At 70.1% G+C, this 18,499-nt stretch carries 17 protein-coding genes and 1 riboswitch; of the genes, 10 read left to right on the top strand and 7 right to left on the bottom strand.

The features are described 5' to 3' along the window. Positions 1-135 precede the first annotated feature (135 nt). Positions 136-1,035 carry a sigma-70 family RNA polymerase sigma factor gene (locus PBV52_RS21490; RefSeq protein WP_274240264.1) on the top strand — a complete coding sequence of 300 codons (900 nt, stop codon included), beginning with the start codon at positions 136-138 and terminating at the stop codon, positions 1,033-1,035. Here PBV52_RS21490 and PBV52_RS21485 read toward each other — a convergent pair. Both PBV52_RS21485 and PBV52_RS21480 read right to left on the bottom strand, forming a co-directional pair. After that, positions 1,032-1,514 carry a GNAT family N-acetyltransferase gene (locus PBV52_RS21485; RefSeq protein WP_274240263.1) on the bottom strand — a complete coding sequence of 161 codons (483 nt, stop codon included), beginning with the start codon at positions 1,512-1,514 and terminating at the stop codon, positions 1,032-1,034. The genes PBV52_RS21490 and PBV52_RS21485 overlap by 4 nt on opposite strands. 79 nt (positions 1,515-1,593) lie before the next feature. Next, complete coding sequence (locus PBV52_RS21480) at positions 1,594-2,193, bottom strand: flavin reductase family protein (protein WP_373921892.1); 600 nt, start codon at positions 2,191-2,193, stop codon at positions 1,594-1,596. A 348-nt stretch (positions 2,194-2,541) separates the two neighbouring features. Between PBV52_RS21480 and cdgB the strand changes: the two genes are divergently transcribed. Next, positions 2,542-4,197, top strand: coding sequence for a diguanylate cyclase CdgB (gene cdgB, locus PBV52_RS21475; protein ID WP_274240261.1), 1,656 nt, complete (start codon positions 2,542-2,544; stop codon positions 4,195-4,197). Positions 4,198-4,318: 121 nt separating this feature from the next. After that, complete coding sequence (locus PBV52_RS21470; protein ID WP_274240260.1) at positions 4,319-5,278, top strand: CBM35 domain-containing protein; 960 nt, start codon at positions 4,319-4,321, stop codon at positions 5,276-5,278. Positions 5,279-5,284: 6 nt separating this feature from the next. Here PBV52_RS21470 and PBV52_RS21465 read toward each other — a convergent pair whose 3' ends face one another. The 3 genes from PBV52_RS21465 to PBV52_RS21455 all read right to left on the bottom strand — a co-directional run bounded on the left by PBV52_RS21465 (position 5,285) and on the right by PBV52_RS21455 (position 8,562). Beyond that, complete coding sequence (locus PBV52_RS21465; protein ID WP_274240259.1) at positions 5,285-6,214, bottom strand: 1-phosphofructokinase family hexose kinase; 930 nt, start codon at positions 6,212-6,214, stop codon at positions 5,285-5,287. Between the two features lie 141 nt (positions 6,215-6,355). Beyond that, a complete protein-coding gene (gene nagA, locus PBV52_RS21460) occupies positions 6,356-7,594 on the bottom strand; it encodes an N-acetylglucosamine-6-phosphate deacetylase (RefSeq protein ID WP_373921891.1) in 1,239 nt (412 codons plus the stop codon). After that, positions 7,594-8,562: an ROK family protein gene (locus tag PBV52_RS21455; protein WP_274240258.1), complete on the bottom strand. Its 969-nt coding sequence runs from the start codon at positions 8,560-8,562 to the stop codon at positions 7,594-7,596. Before PBV52_RS21455 ends, nagA begins: the two co-directional genes overlap by 1 nt. Before the next feature lie 165 nt (positions 8,563-8,727). Between PBV52_RS21455 and PBV52_RS21450 the strand changes: the two genes are divergently transcribed. The 3 genes from PBV52_RS21450 (at position 8,728) to otsB (ending at position 11,201) form a co-directional block, all read left to right on the top strand. Then, entirely contained in the window at positions 8,728-9,963 is a 1,236-nt protein-coding gene (locus tag PBV52_RS21450) for an ABC transporter substrate-binding protein (RefSeq protein WP_274240256.1), read from the top strand. A gap of 35 nt (positions 9,964-9,998) precedes the next feature. Then, positions 9,999-10,268, top strand: coding sequence for a DUF3263 domain-containing protein (locus PBV52_RS21445; protein WP_274240255.1), 270 nt, complete (start codon positions 9,999-10,001; stop codon positions 10,266-10,268). A gap of 96 nt (positions 10,269-10,364) precedes the next feature. Further along, positions 10,365-11,201, top strand: coding sequence for a trehalose-phosphatase (gene otsB, locus PBV52_RS21440; RefSeq protein WP_274240254.1), 837 nt, complete (start codon positions 10,365-10,367; stop codon positions 11,199-11,201). A gap of 35 nt (positions 11,202-11,236) precedes the next feature. Here the strand turns inward: otsB and PBV52_RS21435 are convergent, their stop codons facing one another. Next, positions 11,237-12,655 (bottom strand): trehalose-6-phosphate synthase, encoded by a 1,419-nt coding sequence (locus PBV52_RS21435; protein ID WP_274240253.1) that lies wholly within the window; start codon positions 12,653-12,655, stop codon positions 11,237-11,239. 108 nt (positions 12,656-12,763) lie between these two features. Next, positions 12,764-13,708, bottom strand: coding sequence for a glucosyl-3-phosphoglycerate synthase (locus PBV52_RS21430; protein ID WP_274240252.1), 945 nt, complete (start codon positions 13,706-13,708; stop codon positions 12,764-12,766). 133 nt (positions 13,709-13,841) lie between these two features. Next, positions 13,842-14,000, top strand: a riboswitch (SAM riboswitch). Between the two features lie 18 nt (positions 14,001-14,018). Here PBV52_RS21430 and thrC point away from each other — a divergent pair. From thrC to groL, 4 genes are all read left to right on the top strand, one after another. Continuing rightward, the gene (thrC, locus tag PBV52_RS21425; RefSeq protein WP_274240251.1) at positions 14,019-15,305 is read left to right on the top strand and encodes a threonine synthase; all 1,287 of its coding nucleotides are present in this window, start codon (positions 14,019-14,021) and stop codon (positions 15,303-15,305) included. Between the two features lie 122 nt (positions 15,306-15,427). Then, a complete protein-coding gene (locus PBV52_RS21420) occupies positions 15,428-15,703 on the top strand; it encodes a MoaD/ThiS family protein (protein WP_274240250.1) in 276 nt (91 codons plus the stop codon). A 442-nt stretch (positions 15,704-16,145) separates the two neighbouring features. After that, entirely contained in the window at positions 16,146-16,352 is a 207-nt protein-coding gene (locus PBV52_RS21415) for a cold-shock protein (RefSeq protein WP_019057200.1), read from the top strand. A gap of 362 nt (positions 16,353-16,714) precedes the next feature. After that, positions 16,715-18,337 carry a chaperonin GroEL gene (gene groL, locus PBV52_RS21410; protein WP_274240241.1) on the top strand — a complete coding sequence of 541 codons (1,623 nt, stop codon included), beginning with the start codon at positions 16,715-16,717 and terminating at the stop codon, positions 18,335-18,337. Positions 18,338-18,499: the final 162 nt, after the last annotated feature.

The following is an 18,499-nucleotide window of genomic DNA, read 5'->3' as shown; positions in this document are numbered from 1 at the left end:
CCGGGCCGCCACGCACTCGCACTGCGCCGCCACACACCCGCACTGCGCCGCCACCACCCGTACCGCGCCTGTCACATCCCCGTCGCGCGATCCGTCATGCCACTGATGACGGACCGCGACGAGAGGCTGTGACAGATGAGCGGCGGCGACACCAGCGACACCGACTTCCTTGCCCAGCGCTTCGAGGCGCACCGTGCCCGTCTGCGCGCCGTCGCTCATCGCATGCTCGGCTCGACCGCCGAGGCCGACGACGCGGTGCAGGAGGCGTGGTTCCGGGTGAGCCGCTCCGACACCACCCGGGTCGACAACCTCGGCGGCTGGCTGACGACCGTCGTCGGCCGGGTCTGCCTGGACATGCTTCGCTCCCGCAAGTCCCGCGCGGAGCAGCCCCTGGACACCACGGCACCCGCTCCCGCCGCTCCGGCCGCACCCGCCGTCTTCGCGTCCGCCATCCCGCCCGCCTCCGCGACCGACCCCGAGCAGGACGCGCTCCTCGCCGACTCGGTGGGCGTGGCCCTGCTCGTCGTACTGGACGCCCTGACGCCCGCCGAGCGGCTGGCGTTCGTGCTGCACGACCTGTTCGGGGTGCCGTACGAGGAGGTCGCGGCCGTCGTGGACCGTACGCCGGCCGCCGCCCGGCAGCTCGCCAGCCGTGCCCGGCGCCGGGTACAGGGGGCGGACGTGCCCGCGGCCGACCGCGCCAGGCAGCGGCAGCTCGTGGACGCCTTCCTCGCCGCCGCGCGGAACGGTGACTTCGACGGGCTGCTCGACGTCCTGGACCCGGACGTCGTCGCCCGCACCGAGGTCGGGGTGGCCACGGGCGCGGCGGCGGTGGCGCGGGGCGCGGCGACGTTCGGGCCCCTTGCCGGTGTCGCGCGACCCGCGCTGGTCGACGGGGTGGCGGGGTTCGTGGTGCTTGCCGAGGGGCGGGTGGAGCGGGCCCTGAAGTTTGCGTTCGTACGGGATCGGATCGCCGTGATCGACATCGTGACGGATCCCGGGCGGGTGTCCCGGCTCGACGTCAGGCCGATCTAGCCGATCCGGTCCAGCTCCAGCACCCCCACCGTCTCGCCCTCGCTGGTCTCCCCGTTCGGCCGGAAGCCGAGGCCGAGGTAGAAGCCCTCAGGGCCGTTCGGTCCGGGATGCCAGGTGACGTACAACTCCGTGCCGCCCCGGCGGCGGATCTCGGTGGCCACGGACTCGACCGCGAACCGGCCGTAGCCACGGCCCTGTTCCTCCGCCGCGATGTTCAGCCGCCACAGTCCCGAGCGGAACAGTGTGCCGTCGCCGCGCCAGTCGATGTCGAAGAAGGCCATCAGGAACCCGACAGGACGGTCACCATCGACAATCAGGCGCGGCCAGGCGACGCCCGCCGGATGAACGTATGCCTCGGCGAGGGACTGCATCACCGGGGAGACTGCGAATTCCTGCTCGGGGCGGACGCGTATGCCGGTCGCGGTCTCGAAGTTTACGGGTGTGATGTTTTCGAGGCGGAGTGCGGGAGTCGATGTCATCCGCGCACGGTATGCCGAGTGATCATCGGCGGCCACGGATTTTCGTCCGGGCTCCGGATCTCGCCTCGATCGCTGATCTTCACCCCAACTGCCGGTACCGCCCCCGGAAATACGTCAGCGGCCCCCCGTCCGAACTCGGCAGTGAGGCCGACAGGACGCGGCCGATCACCAGAGTGTGGTCGCCGGCCGTCACCCGCTGCTCGGTGCGGCACTCCAGGGTGGCCAGCGCGCCGCCCACCAGCGGGGCGCCGGTCTCCTTGCCGCGGACGTACGGGATGTCGGCGAACAGCAGCCGGTCGCTGACGCGGCCCTTCATGGCGAAGCGGCCGGCGATGTGGCGCTGGCTCTCGGAGAGGACCGAGACCGCCCACAGGGGCTGCTCGACGAGCAGGTCGTCCATGCGGGAGCCCTCGCGAAGGCTGACCAGGACCAGCGGCGGGTCCAGGGACACGGACATGAAGGCCGTGGCCGTCATGCCGACGTCCTCGCCGACCGGCGCGTGCGGGTCGTCCGGGTCCAGCGGCGGCTCGAGCGCGGTCACCAGGACCACACCCGCGGCCAGCCGCGACATGGCGGCACGGAACTCGTCGTTGCTCACGCCCTCAGCATGCCCGGAAGCGCTCCGGGCGGTGGGGAGGACGGCGGTCACGGGCGGCGCGGGGGGAGAAGTGTTCGGCACGCCGAAAACGCTAATGTCAGCCCCGCACACGCCACATCGGCCCTTCGCCCGAGAACAGACCTAGGACTACGGACGGAGCCCGACGCGCCTGTTCAGAACCGTTTCGCGGCACCTCCACACGCGCACAAAGTTTGCGTTCGGTAAACGCACAGGAAAAACGCAGAAACGCCGCTCAATTGTTCACGTTTCTCTGTGACTTGAGTCACAAGAGCCATTAATTGTTGACCCTGTGTACCGAGTGGGCAGCGCGCTGTGATTCAGTGGCGGGGAAGCTGCAAGGGCACGATCGATTAAGAAGCGCCGAAGAGCACCCTTGATTCGCTGCGAGGTCTCGGGGGGAGGGCGAGCATGGAGACCGAGTCGGAGCCGTACGTCCGTCTTGCGACCCTGCGACAAGTGCACCAGGTCATGGCGGACATGAACACCGCCCGCAGCCTGGCGGACACGCTGCAGACCGTGGCCGACGGCGTTGTCGCCGGCCTCGGCTACGAACTCGCGTGCGTCAACCTCGTACGCCCCGACGGCGATCTCGTCGTCGCCGCCTTCTCCGGCAACCCCGCCGCCGAGGCCCTCATCACCGGCCGTGTCGGCTCCCGCGACTCCTGGGAGCGCCGGCTGACCATGGGCGAGCGCTGGGGCGACCTGGTCTTCATCCCGCACACCGAGGGCTGGATACTCGACGACGACGACGTACCGCAGTGGTACACCGACGGCCCCGCGCCCCGCTTCGAGGACGAGTGGCACCCCTCGGACCGCCTGTTCGCGCCGATGTACACGCCCGGCGTGCAGGGCAGCGCGTGCGGCGAGCTGATCGGCGTCCTGTCCGTGGACCGGCCGCGCAACGGCCGGCTGCCGGGCGCATGGGGGCGCGAGGCGCTCCAGATGTACGCGTTCCAGGCCGCCATCGCCATCAGCAACGCACGTCTACGCGCGAATATGCAGCGGGCACTGGTCCGGCTCGAACGCGAGCAGCAGGCGCTGCGCGCGAGCGAGGAAAGCTTCAGGCAGGCCTTCGAGTACGCCCCCTCCGGCATGGCCATCGCCGAGATGGGCGGTGACCAGCACGGCCGGATCCTCAGGACCAATGACGCGCTGTGCCGCCTGCTGGGCCGCCCCGCCTCCGCGATGCGCCGCTACTCCTTCTCCGACCTCGTCCACCCCGAGGACATCGGCACGCTGCTGCGTACGTCGGCGGAGGGCGGCCGCGCGGAGCTGCGCCTGGGCCGCCGCGACGGCACCTATGTGTGGGTCTCGCTCCGTAACTCCGTCGTCGCCGACGCCGCCGACGGCCCCCGCTTCCTGCTCACCCACGTCGAGGACATCGAGGAGCGCAAGCGCCGCGAGCTCCAGCTCGCCCACCGCGCCTCCCACGACTCCCTCACCGGCCTGCCGAACTCCGCCGAGCTGCGCTCCCGCCTCTCCGCGCGCCTGTGTCAGCGCCCCACCCACGCGGGCGCCCTGGAGTCCACGGACGCGGCCTACGGCCACCCCGCCGTCTACGACGCCAACGGCCACGGCTTCGACTTCCCCGGCGCGGCGGCGTTCGACGCCTACGACCATCACGAGCACACCATCGCCCCGGTCGAGGGCGGGCGCGACGACGGCGCCAAGGGGCTCGCGGTCCTCTTCTGCGACCTCGACGGCTTCAAGTCGATCAACGACCGGTTCGGGCACAACGCGGGTGACGCGGTTCTCATCGAGGTGGCCAGGCGGCTGACGCGCGGGGTCCGCGACGGCGACACCGTCGCCCGGCTCGGCGGCGACGAGTTCGTGATCCTCGCCGACGGGCTCGGCCGGGCCGACGCCCAGGACCTCGCCGTACGTCTGCGCAACGAGATCATCCAGCCCATCCGGGCGGAAGGCCGTGCCGTACGGGTGGGCGCCAGCTTCGGCATCGGGTGGGCACACTGCGGGATGACCGCGGACGAAGTGTTGAAGTCCGCTGACGAGCGGATGTACGTAGAGAAACGATCTCGTCCCAAACAGCACAGACGCGCTGGGTAACTCCCAGGTCAGCGAGCTGATGCGATCCGTGTCACCCGTTTGGGTCAGCAGGAGCGGGTAGGCTCGCCATTCTGACCCCACGTATCGCATCCGCCCGCACCTGGTGAGGAGTACCAAAGGGATGACGTCCGGCAACAACGGCGCCACTACGCCAGAGGACGACGACCCGTTCGGCTACCTCTACGCCGACGGGCAGGCCAACGGCGCCCAGCCCCCCTCCGGTGGCGGGGGCTACGGCTACCCGGGCTCGGTCAACCGGGTGCGAGCGGTCGGCCAGCGCCAGTACGGCCAGCAGCAGCCGACGGCGCCCCACGGCCAGATACCGCAACAGCAGGGCACGTACGGCCAGCCGAACGCGCACTACGCGGCGCCGGAGACACACCCCGGCGCGGCACCGACGGCCCAGCAGCAGCCGGCGTACAGCGGCGGCAGCGGCTCCGGCGGCGGCCGCGGCGGGGGCCCCAACACCAAGGGCCTGCTGATCGGCGCGATCGCGGTGGTCGCGGCGGTCGTCATAGGCATCGGGGTGGCGATGCTGGGCGGTGACGAGGACAAGGGCGACAAGGACAACGAGGCCGACTCGACGCCGACGCAGTCCCAGCAGAGCACCGCGCCGAGCCCGTCGAACAGCAACAGCCAGGCGGCCGAAGAGGACCTGCCGACGATCGACGCCAAGGCCCTCGCCCTCGGCGGCAGCGCCGTCACCGCGTCCGACGTCAAGGGTGCCCAGGCGGACGGCGGCGTCTACGTCCAGGGCTTCAACCAGGTCGGCTCCTCGGTCACCTGGAAGGTCAACGGCATCCCGAAGTCCGGCAAGTACACCGTGTACGTCGGCTACAGCGTCCCCGGCAAGGACCAGAACGCCACCCTCACGGTCAACGGCACGCCGGCCAACACTCCGGTCGACCTGAAGAACTGGGCGCACGGCCCCGAGGGTGACTACGAGAAGAGCTGGACGAAAACGTACAACTGGATCCAGCTCAACAAGGGCACGAACACGATCAAGGTGTCCTGCGAGCAGGGCAACCAGTGCGACGCCCTCATCGATCAGCTGTGGCTGGTGAAGGGCTGGGTCAAGTAGTAGCCGTCAGGCTGCGGTGACCTCCCCGGTCACCACAACCCGCCCCAGCAACTCCTCGTAGGCCCCCCGGTCGAACTCCCCCGCCACCGGCGCCACCACGCTCGCCGCGCTCAGCGCTGCCGCGTGGGTCAGCCGTTCCGGCCAGGGCAGCCGCTCGACCAGCCCCGACAGCAGGCCCGCGACCGCTGCGTCGCCGGCGCCGGTGGGGTTGCCGTGGAGGCGGGCCGGTGGGGTGGCGCGCCAGCGGCCCTCGGGGGTCAGGGCCAGGAGGCCTGTGTCGCCGAGGGAGGCGACCACCGCGCGGGCGCCGCGGCGGCGGGCGTCCTGGGTGGCGCGCAACGGCTCGTGGGAGCCGGTGAGTTCGGCCAGTTCGTCGGCGTTGGGCTTGATGATGTCCGGGCGGGCGGCGACGCCCCGGCGCAGTGCCTCGCCGCTGGTGTCCAGCAGTACAGGAACCTCCGCCGCGCGAGCGGCCCGTACCAGACCGGCGTACGCCCCCACCGGCACCCCCGGCGGCAGGCTGCCGCACAGGGCCACCGCCAAGGCCGACGGGACGAGGTCCTCGTACGCCTCCTGGAAGGCGGACCACTCGGCGGAGGTGATCGTCGGGCCGGGTTCGTTGAGCTGGGTCGTGTCGCCGGTTCGCTCGTCGACCACGGCGATGGTGCGTCGGGTCGCGCCCGTCACCGGGACCAGCGCGTCCACCACGCCCGGCGTGGCCGTGAGCCGCTCCTGTACGACGCTGCCCGTCGCGCCGCCCGCGAAGCCGGTGATTGTCACCTCGTGGCCGAGGGCGGCGAGGACGCGGGCCACGTTCAGGCCCTTGCCGCCGGGGCGTTCGGTGACGTCGGAGACGCGGTGGGACGCGTGGGGCCGTAGTGCCCGTACGCGATAGGTGATGTCGAGAGCGGTGTTCAGTGTGACCGTGAGGATCACCTGGGCCGACCTCCCCCGAAGAAGTTCGCGATGTGTTTGCCGTCTGTCTGCCGGGCGCTTCGCCCGGAGGCTGATCATGCCAAACGGACGGCGGCCGTCCCAGTCTCGCAGGACAACCGCCGCCCTCAACAGCAGGACACATCACCCCAGTTGGGGATCGACCACCCATTCGCCCCGGCGCATCACGCCCTTGAGGTCGAAGTCGGAGTCCAGCAGCACCAGGTCGGCGTCCTTGCCGGGCTCCAGGGAGCCGATGCGGTCGTACCGGCCGAGCAGCTTGGCGGGGTTGACGGACAGGGCCGCCACCACGTCCTCGACGGGCAGCCGGTCGATCGTCACCGCCCGCTTGAAGGCGCGGTCGAGGGTGAGGGTGGACCCCGCGATCGAGCCGCCTTCGACGAGGCGTGCCACACCGTCGGCGACTTCCACCTCCAGCGGGCCGAGCATGTAGCGGCCGTCGCCGAAGCCCGCGGCGTCCATCGCGTCCGTGATGAACGCGACCCGGCCCGCGCCCGCGTGATGGAACGCCAGCTGGAGCGAGGCGGGGTGCAGATGGGTGCCGTCGTTGATCAGCTCTACGGTCACCCGCTCGTCCTCCAGCAGGGCCGCGATCGGGCCCGGCTCGCGATGGCCGAGCGGCGGCATCGCGTTGAAGAGGTGCGTGGCGACCGTCGCGCCCGCCTCGATCGCCTCCACCGTCTGCTCGTACGACGCGTCCGTGTGCCCGATCGCCGCGATGACGCCGTGCTCGGCGAGGAGGCGTACGGAGTCGAGGCCGCCCGGCAGTTCGGTGGCCAGGGTGACCATCGTGGCCCTGCCGCGCGCCGCGTCGATCAGCTTGCGCACCTCCGCCGGGTCCGGGTCGCGCAGCAGTTCCTCGGAGTGCGCGCCCTTGCGGCACGGGGAGATGAACGGCCCCTCGAAGTGGATGCCCGCGATGTCGCCCTGCTCGGCCAGTTCGGAGAGGAGGCCGGCTCGCTGGGTCAGGAAGTCCATGTCGCCGGTCACCGTGGAGGCGACCAGGGTGGTGGTGCCGTGCAGGCGGTGGGTGTGGATGCCCTTGACCACGTCGTCCGGCGTGCCTGAGGTGAACGAGGCTCCACCGCCGCCGTGGTTGTGGATGTCTACGAAACCGGGGACCAGGTAGTGGCCGGTTACGTCGATGACCTGGGCGCTTTGTGGGGCTGTGCTGGTGATGCGGGTGCCGTCGACGATCACTTGGCCGTCTTTGAGGATTCCCGTCGGCATGACCACGTCGGCGCCGGAGAGGATGAGGGGCACCTTGTCCGTCGCGGGCTGCGGGTGCGTCGTGGCTGGTCGCGCCCGCGCGGCGGTAGCCGCAGATTCAGCGCTGTCCCGAGCCCCTGGGGCGTTGGCCATCAGGCGGTTACCTCCGTGCCGTCGGTGTTGTCGAGGAGATCCCAGGCCAGCAGCCCGGCGCCCAGGCATCCCGCCGTGTCGCCCAGGGCGGCGGGGACGATCTCCGGCAGCTTCTGGAAAGTCACCCGCCGCCGGACGGCGTCCCGCAGCGGTGTGAACAAGGTTTCCCCTGCCTCGGCGAGGCCGCCACCGATGATCAGGGTGCGCGGGTCCAGCAGGGTGAGGGCGGTGACCAGGCCGTCGGCGAGCGCGTCCACGGCCTCCTGCCATACCCGTACGGCGTTCGGGTCACCGGACGCGACGGCCTTGGCGCAGTCCGCAGCGTCCGCTTCCGGGTCCCCGCAGGCGGCGGCCCAGGCCTCGCTCACCGCCGCCGCGGACGCGAACCGCTCCAGGCAGCCGCGCTGCCCGCACGGACAGGCGGGCCCGCCGGGTCGTACGACGATGTGGCCGATCTCGCCCGCGAAGCCGTGTGCACCCGCCTCCACCCGGCCGTCGATGCCGATGGCGCCGGCGATCCCGGTGCCGAGCGGCACGAAGAGGAAACGGTCGGCGCCCTTGCCCGCGCCGATGCGGCCCTCCGCGAGACCGCCGGTGCGCACGTCGTGGCCGAGGGCGACGGGGATGCCGCCGAGCCGTTCGGTGAGCAGCTGCCGCAGGGGTACGTCGCGCCAGCCCAGGTTGGCCGAGTAGGCGGCGATGCCGCGCTCCTCGTCGACGATGCCGGGGACGGCGACGCCGAGGGCGGCAGCGGGCTCGCCGAAGTGCTGTTCGCCGTACGCGCGCAGCTCGGCCGCGAAGTCGAGGATGCCCTCGACGACCGCGTCCGGCCCGCGCTCACGCCCGGTCGGGCGGCGGACCTGGTGGGGCACGGCGGGCGTGCCCTCACTGGGCACGGCGCCGCTCGCCCCCGCCAGGGCGGCCTTCATCCCGGTGCCGCCCACATCGAGGGCGATGACATGTCTCACGAGGGACAGTGTGGCTTGCCTACCCGCGAGAGGTCTAGTCCACTTACGTGGTGTAGACCTTATGGGGGCAATATGTATGACGTTTCGAAAGTTTCGAACATGGGTGTGGGGCGGTTCTGCGTGCAGCGGCGTAGGAGTACAGGGCGTACGGGAACGATCGCGGCGATGACCGCGCTGGGCCTGACGGCGGCTCTGGGCGGCTGTGGGCTGACCGGTGGTTCGGACGAGGTGACGCTGAAGCTGGTCGCCGCGGACTACGGGGACAGTGAGGCGAACGGTTCCCAGAAGTACTGGGACAAGCTCGTCAAGGAGTACGAGGAGGAGCACGCCGGCGTGCGCGTCGACGTCACGGTGTACTCCTGGAACGACGTCGACGCCAAGGTCAAGGAGATGGTCGACGCCGGGAAGGCGCCGGACATGGCGCAGATCGGCGCGTACGCGGACTACGCCGCGAAGGACCTCCTCTACGAGGCCGACGACCTGCTCTCCATCCCCGTCCAGGCCGACTTCGTCTCGCAGCTCGCGGACGCCGGGCAGGTCAACGGGGTGCAGTACGGCATTCCGTTCGCCTCCTCCACGCGCCTGCTCTTCTACAACAAGACCCTCTTCCAGGAGGCCGGCCTCACCGCGCCGACGACCTGGAAGGAGCTGGCCGCCGACGCCGAGGCGCTCAAGGCAAAGGGCGTGAAGTACCCGTACGCGCTGCCGCTCGGGCCCGAGGAGGCGCAGGCCGAGACGATGCAGTGGCTGCTCAGCGGCGGGGGCGGCTACACCGACTTCGACCTCGGCACGTACAGCATCGACTCCGCCGAGAACGTCGCCACCTTCAACTGGCTCAAGAACAACCTGGTCGGCAAGCAGCTCACGGGCCCGGTCGCGCCCGGCGAGCTCAACCGGGCCGACGCGTTCTCCGCCTTCGCGGCCGGTGACGTCGGCATGCTCAACGGCCACCCCTCGCTGATGCGGATCGCCGCGGACAAGGGCGTGAAGTTCGGCATGGTGCCCATGCCCGGGTCGGACGGGCCCACCAAGATGTCCATGGGCGTCGCCGACTGGATGATGGCCTTCAAGCAGAACGGCCATGCCGAGCAGGTGGGCGAGTTCCTCGACTTCGTCTACGACAAGCAGAACGTCCTGGACTTCTCCCGCGAGTACGACCTGCTGCCCGTCACGAACTCCGCGTCCACGGTGATGACCGGGGCCAAGGGGGACGCCGACCTCAAGCCCTTCCTCGAGGAACTCCCGCTGTCCGAGCTCTACCCGGTCGGCCGGACCTCCTGGGCCGCGGTCAGCGCGGACATCAAGAAGCGCATCGGCAAGACGGTCGCGTCCGGCGGCAGCCCGTCGGCGATCCTGGCGCAGCTGCAGTCGACGGCTACGCGGGCGGAGACTGCCGAGTAGGTCGCTTGTCGGTGGGGGGCGTTACGGTGCGACACATGAGCCAGGACCAGCCTGAGGACGTCGCCGCCCCCGCCCCCGCCCCCGTCCTCGCGGAGCGCGAGCAGGCCATCCTCGCCCTGGAACGCCGGGGCTTTGCGGGTCCCGGCGCGAAGGAGCGGGCCATACGCGAGGAACTGGGCCTGGCCCCTGTCCGCTACTACCAGCTGTTGAACGCCCTGCTGGACGACGCCCGGGCTCTGGCCCACGATCCGGTGACGGTGAACCGGCTGCGGCGGGTGCGGGAGGCGCGGCGGGGGGAGCGGTGACGGGTACGGGCCGGGTCTCCCGTTCCTGGGGGCGGAGCCCCCTGGCGGGGGCGAGACACAGGGATATGCGCGACCCCGCGTGGATAGGGTCGTCGTATGGGTAACTCACCGGACCCCCTGCCGACCCCCGCGACCCAGCCCGGTCGCGACGGCCTCGCGGCCATCCTCGCCCGCCCCGCCCGCGCACTCGTCGCCCTCGACTTCGACGGCACCCTCGCGCCGATCGTGCCCGACCCCGAGAAGGCCCGCGCCCACCCCGACGCGCTGCCGGCGCTCGCCGCGCTCGCCCCGAAGGTGGCCTCCGTGGCGGTGATCACCGGCCGTCCGGCCGACGTCGCCGTCCAGTACGGCGGATTCGCCGGGGTCCCGGGGCTGGAGCACCTCGTCGTGCTCGGGCACTACGGCGCCGAGCGCTGGGACGCGGTCAGCGGTGAGGTCACCGCACCCGACCCCCACCCCGGCGTCGCAGCCGTCCGCGCCGAACTGCCGGGCCTCCTCGCAAGCACCCAGGGCGCATGGATCGAGGACAAGGGGCATGCCGTCGCCGTGCACACGCGCCGCGCGGCCGACCCCCAGGGCACCTTCGACGCCCTCCGCGAGCCCCTCACCGACCTCGCCACCCGCAACGGCCTCATCGTCGAACCGGGGCGCATGGTCCTCGAACTCCGCCCGCCCGGCATGGACAAGGGCGTGGCGCTGAGCGAGTACGTCCGCGAACTCGGCGCCGGGTCCGTCCTCTACGCCGGCGACGACCTCGGCGACCTCCCCGCCTACGCCGCCGTCGACGAACTCCGCTCCGACGGCACCCCGGGCCTCCTGGTCTGCAGCGGCAGCGAGGAGGTCACCGAGCTGTCGAAGAAGGCGGACGTGGTGGTGGACGGCCCGCAGGGGGTCGTACGGCTGCTGCAGGCGATCGCCGCCCAGACGGGCTGACCAGCCTCCTGGCCCGCCTGGCCCTCCTGGCCCTCCTAGTTCTCCTCGTCCAGCGCATGCAGCTGGTCCAGGAACCACTGGGCCGGGGGGAGCGCGGTCGCGGCCGCAGTCAGCCTCTTCGACCGTTCCGCCCGCTCCTCCGGCCCCATGGACAACGCCTCGTGCAGCGCCCGCGCCGTGTCCATCACGTCGTACGGGTTCACGGCGATCGCGTCCTCGCCCAGCTCCGCGAAGGCCCCCGCCTCCCGCGACAGCACCAGCGCGCACCCCTCGTCGGAGACGACCGGCACCTCCTTCGCGACGAGGTTCATGCCGTCCCGGATGGGGTTGACCAGGGCCACGTCCGCCAGCCGGTACGCGGCCAGCGAGCGGGCGAAGTCGTCCTTGACGTGGAGGACCACCGGGGTCCAACCCGGCGTCCCGTACCGGGAGTTGATCTCCTCGGCCAGGCGCTGGACCTCCGCCGTGTACTCCCGGTAGACCGCCAGGTCCTGCCGCGACGGATACGCGAACGCCACGTGCACCACCCGCTCACGCCACTCGGGGTGGTCGTCGAGCAGCTGCCGGTACGCCAGCAGGCCCCGCACGATGTTCTTGGACAGCTCGGTCCGGTCGACCCGCACGACGGTCTTGCGGGCGCTCCCGTCCGGCGCCACACCGATCTCACCCCTCAGCACCGCCATCCGCTCGGCCACGTCGGACTCATGCGAACGCGTCCGCAGGAAGTCCGCGTCCGCCCCCAGCCCGTGCACCCCGACCCGCGTACCCCGCAGCCCGCCGGCGAACTGAGCACAGCACGCCTCGAACGCGTCGGCCCACCGGCGGGTGAGGAACCCCAGCCGGTCCGCGCCGAGCATCCCGCGCAGCACCTCGCCGGCGACATCGTCGGGCAGCATCCGGAAGTACTCCGGCGGCGCCCACGGCGTGTGCGAGAAGTGGCCGATACGGAGGTCAGGGCGCAGCTCGCGCAGCATCCCCGGCACCAGGCACAGGTGATAGTCCTGCACCAGCACCGCCGCACCCGGCGCCGCCTGCCCGGCCAACGCCTCGGCGAAGGCCCGGTTGTACGCCTCGTACGACGCCCACTGCCGCTGGAACTCGGCGTCGAAGACCGGCTCCAGCGGCGTCTGGTAGAGCATGTGGTGGACGAACCAGAGGACCGAGTTCGCGATGCCGTTGTAGGCGTCGGCGTGCACGTCGGCCGGGATGTCCAGCATCAGCACGCCGCCCTCGCCGACCCCGCGCCGCACCGCCTCCCGGTCCCCCTCGGACAGCGCGGAGCACACCCACAGGGCGCCCGCGTCCGGCCCGATCGCCGACAGTCCGGAGACGACTCCGCCGCCGCCCCGCTTGGAGTGCAGCGAGCCGTCGTCGCGCACCTCGTACGAGACCGGACCGCGGTTCGACGCGACCAGCACCTTGGCAGCACCCTGCGCATCCTGCGTGGAAGCCATACGCCTCAACCTAGCCCGGCCCGGAACCGCTCAAACGTGCGGTTCACCTCACTGGCAGGGGCCGTATACGACGTTCCGGACGAGCTTCAGGCCGCATTCAAGCCACCTTCAAGCCACCTTGCGGGAGGCGTACTCCGCGATCTCCGCCATCGGCGGCCGCTCTTCCGTGTCCACGGAGAACGTGCGCGGCTCGAACCCGTCCTCGCCCCGCTCGAACTGGGTGAGGGAGGGGCGGATGAGGTGCCCGCGGGCCAGCCGCAGCTGGGCCGTGCGGTAGATCGCGGCGGACATCCGGCCAAGGGCCTGTCCGTCCTGGTGGCGGTGCTTGCGGACGCCCACGTCCACCTGGGCCAGGGCGTCGAGGCCCACCAGGTGCAGGGCGTCGACCAGCATGCCGAGCTCGACGCCGTAGCCCACGGGGAAGGGGAGCTGTTCCAGCAGCGAGCGGCGGGCCGCGTACTCGCCGCCGAGCGGCTGCACGAAACCGGCCAGCTGCGGCCAGTGCATGTTCAGCAGCGGGCGCGCCATCAGCTCGGTCACCCGGCCGCCCTGCCCGGCCGCGCCGCCGAGGGGGCGGTCGTACATGCCCTTCACCAGATCGACCTCGGGGTCGGTCAGCAGCGGGCCCACGATGCCGGAGACGAAGTCGGACTTGAACTCCCTCAGGTCCGCGTCGATGAAGCAGACGATGTCGCCGCGCGTGACGAGCAGCGAGCGCCACAGCACCTCGCCCTTGCCGGGCACGGTCGGGATGCGGGGCAGGATGTCGTCGCGGTGGACGACCCGGGCGCCCGCGGCGGCGGCCACCTCGGAGGTGCGGTCGGTGGATCCCGAGTCGACAACGACGATCTCGTCGACCAGCGGAACCTGCTGCATGAGGTCGTGACGGATGATCGCGACGATGTCGCCGACCGTCTCCTCCTCGTTGAGCGCCGGCAGCACGACGGAGACCGACTGGCCCGTACGCTGCTTGGCGGCCAGGATCTGGTGGAGCGGGCGATCGGTCACGGACCAGGAGCGGGTGCTCAGCCAGCGCTCGACTTCTTCCAGCACGGTTGGCGGCTCCTCACGGTTTGTCTCGCGGTTCGGACGGACTCTCTCAACTGTCCTGGCCGTCGGTTACAGTCTTGAACAACGCGGATGACCATCGCATGTCCGGGGTCAACCGCCGTTAACAACCGAATACAGCTCATCCAGAGGGGCAGAGGGAAACGGCCCGATGAAGCCCCGGCAACCCTCCAGTCGGTTCTCGTAGCGATCACTGTCGATCGTCTCCGCGAGGCTCCCGGCTAGGGAAGGTGCCAAATCCGTCTCACGGCGAGATGCGTCGTGAGGAAGATGAGGAGAAAGGGCCTCGCCTCACATGGCTGTGCAGACTGTTGCAAGCACCACCGAATCCACCGTAGACCTTGGTCCCGCCGCGGCGCTGTCCTGCCGCGAGTGCGGTCACCGGGTGCCCCTCGGACCGGTCTTCGCGTGCGAGGAGTGTTTCGGCCCGCTGGAGATCGCGTACGACTTCTCGGCCTACGACGCCGAGGAGCTCCGCAAGCAGATCGAGGCGGGTCCCGCGAACATCTGGCGCTACGCGCCGCTCCTGCCCGTCCCGGCCGACGTGGCCACCAAGCCGAACATCAACCCCGGCTGGACCAAGCTCGTCAAGGCCGACAACCTCGCGCGTGAGCTGGGCGTCGACGCCGGCAAGCTCTTCATCAAGGACGACTCCGGCAACCCGACGCACTCCTTCAAGGACCGTGTCGTCGCCCAGGCCCTGGAGGCCGCCCGCGCCTTCGGCTTCACCACCCTGTCGTGCTCCTCGACCGGCAACCTCGCCGGTGCGGTGGGCGCCGCGGCGGCCCGCGCCGGCTTCCGCTCCTGCGTGTTCATCCCGCACGACCTGGAGCAGGGCAAGGTCGTCATGGCCGCGGTGTACGGCGGCGAGCTCGTCGGCATCGAGGGCAACTACGACGACGTGAACCGTTTCTGCTCCGAGCTGATCGGCGACCCGGCCGGTGAGGGCTGGGGCTTCGTCAACGTCAACCTGCGGCCGTACTACGCCGAGGGCTCCAAGACCCTGGCGTACGAGATCTGCGAGCAGCTCGGCTGGCAGCTGCCCGACCAGCTCGTCGTGCCGATCGCCTCCGGCTCGCAGCTCACGAAGATCGACAAGGGGCTGCAGGAGCTGATCAAGCTCGGGCTCGTCGAGGACAAGCCGTACAAGATCTTCGGTGCGCAGGCCGAGGGCTGCTCGCCGGTGTCGACCGCGTACAAGGCGGGGCACGACGTGGTCCGCCCGCAGAAGCCGAACACGATCGCCAAGTCGCTGGCGATCGGCAACCCGGCGGATGGTCCTTACGTCCTGGACATCGCTCGCCGTACCGGCGGTGCGGTGGAGGACGTGACGGACGAGCAGGTCGTGGACGCGATCAAGGTCCTTGCCCGGACCGAGGGCATCTTCGCGGAGACCGCCGGCGGTGTGACCGTGGGTGTGGCGCGCAAGCTGATCGAGAACGGTGTCCTCGACCCGACGAAGACGACGGTCGTTCTCAACACCGGTGATGGTCTCAAGACGCTGGATGCGGTGGCCGGTACGGGGCTGACTGCGACCATTCGGCCCAGCCTCGACTCGTTCCGCGAGGCGGGTCTCGTCTAGGGGCCTGTCCCATAGATTTTCGTCTGCGGGCCGTGGGGGGCTGGTCGTGCCCACGCGGCGGTAGTCGCAAATTCCACACAGCCCCGCGCCCCTAGGGGCGACTACCTGACCGGAGGTCATACGTGAGCGTCAACGTCCGCATCCCCACCATCCTGCGTACCTACACGGGTGGCCAGGCCGAAGTGAGCGCCGAGGGCGGCACCCTCGCCGAGGTCATCGCCGACCTGGAGAAGAACCACACCGGGATCGCCGCCCGGGTTCTCGACGACCAGGGCAAGCTGCGCCGGTTCGTCAACGTGTACGTCAATGACGACGACGTCCGTTTCGAGCAGGGGCTGGAGACGGCGACGCCGGACGGCGCGGGTGTCTCCATCATTCCGGCGGTCGCCGGAGGCTGACCGAATGACCGATCATTACCATCGGTAACCCCGGTCACCGAGAGTTCATCGAATTGCCCCCTCCGTGAGAGAAGCGGAGGGGGCAATTCTGTGTGGTTGAGCGAGGTACAGTTGGGGAACATGCCGCCGATTCACGGGTCGGTGGCCCTTGATTTCTGCCGCCCGCCCGACAAGAAGTAGCCAAAGTGTGCGGGTTTTTTGCGGCTTTTGTTCCGTTTATCAGGTCCGACTTGACCTGAAGTCAGGGGAATTGTCCCCACATTCCCGACCGGCTGTGCCCGGATTTCTCGTCCGATTGACCTGTTGCAGACGGCAGTTGGGCAGATACATTCAGCCGCGGTCGACGCGTTCCGGCGCACGCCCCCGACCGATGGGGGGTGAGGTCTGACCCGGATCCGCGAAGTGTGGATCTGTGCAAGGGCCAGTAATAGGGGAGTTAGGCATGGCTCAGGGCACCGTCAAGTGGTTCAACGCGGAGAAGGGGTACGGCTTCATCGCGGTCGACGGTGGTGCGGATGTTTTCGTCCACTACAGCGCGATCCAGATGGACGGGTACCGCACCCTGGAAGAGGGCCAGCGAGTCGATTTCGAGATCTCGCAGGGTCAGAAGGGGCCGCAGGCGGACATGGTCCGGCTCGCGACCAGCTGAAGCACGCGTCGACTTAAAGCAGCGACGTTCTTCTTCGAAGGGCCCGCACCTCCCGGGGTGCGGGCCCTTCGCCGTGCCCGCGCCCGCACGTGGCCTGCATGTGGCCTGCCCGGACCCCTGCCCGAGCCTTGTTCGCGCATCGCGGAGCGCCCCGCCCGATCCCCGAGAGCCGCTTGCACTCGCAGGGGGCGAGTGCTAATCATTGGCGTTAGCACTCTGAAGGTGAGAGTGACAATGAAGGACCGGGTCGGTGAGGCCCGCAAGCCAGGTGGGGCAAGGAACCACGAGGCATGCGAGCCGTCCGTCGCGGGCGCGGGCGCGGTCCGAAGGAATCACCCCCAGTCCTGGAGGGACCACTTCACATGGCCAAGATCATCGCGTTCGACGAGGAGGCGCGGCGCGGCCTCGAGCGCGGCATGAACCAGCTCGCGGACGCCGTCAAGGTGACGCTCGGCCCCAAGGGTCGCAACGTCGTCCTCGAGAAGAAGTGGGGCGCCCCCACGATCACCAACGATGGTGTCTCCATCGCCAAGGAGATCGAGCTCGAGGACCCGTACGAGAAGATCGGCGCCGAGCTGGTCAAGGAAGTCGCCAAGAAGACGGACGACGTCGCCGGTGACGGTACGACCACCGCGACCGTTCTCGCCCAGGCCCTGGTCAAGGAAGGCCTGCGCAACGTAGCCGCCGGCGCCAACCCGATGGCCCTCAAGCGCGGTATCGAGAAGGCCGTCGAGGCCGTCTCCGCCGCCCTGCTGGAGCAGGCGAAGGATGTCGAGACCAAGGAGCAGATCGCTTCGACGGCCTCCATCTCCGCCGCCGACACCCAGATCGGCGAGCTCATCGCCGAGGCGATGGACAAGGTCGGCAAGGAAGGCGTCATCACCGTCGAGGAGTCCCAGACCTTCGGTCTGGAGCTGGAGCTCACCGAGGGTATGCGCTTCGACAAGGGCTACATCTCGGCGTACTTCGCCACCGACATGGAGCGTATGGAGGCGTCGCTCGACGACCCGTACATCCTGATCGCCAACTCCAAGATCGGCTCGGTCAAGGACCTGCTGCCGCTCCTGGAGAAGGTCATGCAGTCGGGCAAGCCGCTGCTGATCATCGCCGAGGACGTCGAGGGCGAGGCCCTGTCGACCCTGGTCGTCAACAAGATCCGCGGCACCTTCAAGTCCGTCGCCGTCAAGGCCCCGGGCTTCGGTGACCGCCGCAAGGCGATGCTGAACGACATCGCCATCCTCACCGGTGGCGAGGTCATCTCCGAGGAGGTCGGTCTCAAGCTCGAGAACACCTCCCTGGACCTCCTGGGCAAGGCCCGCAAGGTCGTCATCACCAAGGACGAGACCACCATCGTCGACGGTGCCGGCTCCTCGGACCAGGTCGCGGGCCGCGTGAACCAGATCCGTGCCGAGATCGAGAACAGCGACTCGGACTACGACCGCGAGAAGCTGCAGGAGCGCCTGGCGAAGCTCGCCGGCGGTGTCGCGGTCATCAAGGCCGGCGCTGCCACCGAGGTGGAGCTCAAGGAGCGCAAGCACCGCATCGAGGACGCCGTGCGCAACGCGAAGGCGGCCGTCGAGGAGGGCATCGTCGCCGGTGGTGGCGTGGCGCTCATCCAGGCGTCCTCCGTCTTCGAGAAGCTGGACCTCGAAGGTGACGAGGCGACCGGCGCCAACGCCGTGAAGCTCGCGCTGGAGGCCCCGCTGAAGCAGATCGCCGTCAACGGTGGTCTCGAGGGCGGCGTCGTCGTGGAGAAGGTCCGCAACCTCCAGGTCGGCCACGGCCTGAACGCCGCGACCGGTGAGTACGTCGACATGATCGCCGAGGGCATCATCGACCCGGCGAAGGTGACCCGCTCTGCCCTGCAGAACGCCGCCTCCATCGCCGCGCTCTTCCTCACCACCGAGGCCGTCATCGCCGACAAGCCGGAGAAGAACGCCGCGCCCGCCGGTGGCGGCATGCCGGGCGGTGACATGGACTTCTGAGTCTTTCGCAAGAAGGCTCGGACCCGGTCCGTCAGTACCGAGGGCGGCACTCCCTGTTCCGACAGGGGGTGCCGCCCTCGGGCGTTTTCCATGGCAGTTCCCCGCGCCCCTTTGAGGCGCTGCGCGTGGCCGGGGTCACAGCTGTCCCCGGCGTGATGCGGA

It is taken from the genome of Streptomyces sp. T12 (assembly GCF_028736035.1).
Classification (GTDB): domain Bacteria; phylum Actinomycetota; class Actinomycetes; order Streptomycetales; family Streptomycetaceae; genus Streptomyces.
This window is presented reverse-complemented; position numbering and strand designations above follow the sequence as displayed.

Bases quoted from the DNA above. Each gene is read 5' to 3' on its own strand.
- PBV52_RS21470 (WP_274240260.1), top strand. From the start codon at position 4,319: ATGACGTCCGGCAACAACGGCGCCACTACGCCAGAGGACGACGACCCG.
- thrC (WP_274240251.1), top strand. From the start codon at position 14,019: ATGGCTGTGCAGACTGTTGCAAGCACCACCGAATCCACCGTAGACCTT.
- cdgB (WP_274240261.1), top strand. From the start codon at position 2,542: ATGGAGACCGAGTCGGAGCCGTACGTCCGTCTTGCGACCCTGCGACAA.
- PBV52_RS21415 (WP_019057200.1), top strand. From the start codon at position 16,146: ATGGCTCAGGGCACCGTCAAGTGGTTCAACGCGGAGAAGGGGTACGGC.
- otsB (WP_274240254.1), top strand. From the start codon at position 10,365: ATGGGTAACTCACCGGACCCCCTGCCGACCCCCGCGACCCAGCCCGGT.
- PBV52_RS21485 (WP_274240263.1), bottom strand. From the start codon at position 1,514: ATGACATCGACTCCCGCACTCCGCCTCGAAAACATCACACCCGTAAAC.
- PBV52_RS21445 (WP_274240255.1), top strand. From the start codon at position 9,999: ATGAGCCAGGACCAGCCTGAGGACGTCGCCGCCCCCGCCCCCGCCCCC.
- PBV52_RS21435 (WP_274240253.1), bottom strand. From the start codon at position 12,655: ATGGCTTCCACGCAGGATGCGCAGGGTGCTGCCAAGGTGCTGGTCGCG.
- nagA (WP_373921891.1), bottom strand. From the start codon at position 7,594: ATGGCCAACGCCCCAGGGGCTCGGGACAGCGCTGAATCTGCGGCTACC.
- PBV52_RS21450 (WP_274240256.1), top strand. From the start codon at position 8,728: ATGACCGCGCTGGGCCTGACGGCGGCTCTGGGCGGCTGTGGGCTGACC.
- PBV52_RS21490 (WP_274240264.1), top strand. From the start codon at position 136: ATGAGCGGCGGCGACACCAGCGACACCGACTTCCTTGCCCAGCGCTTC.
- groL (WP_274240241.1), top strand. From the start codon at position 16,715: ATGGCCAAGATCATCGCGTTCGACGAGGAGGCGCGGCGCGGCCTCGAG.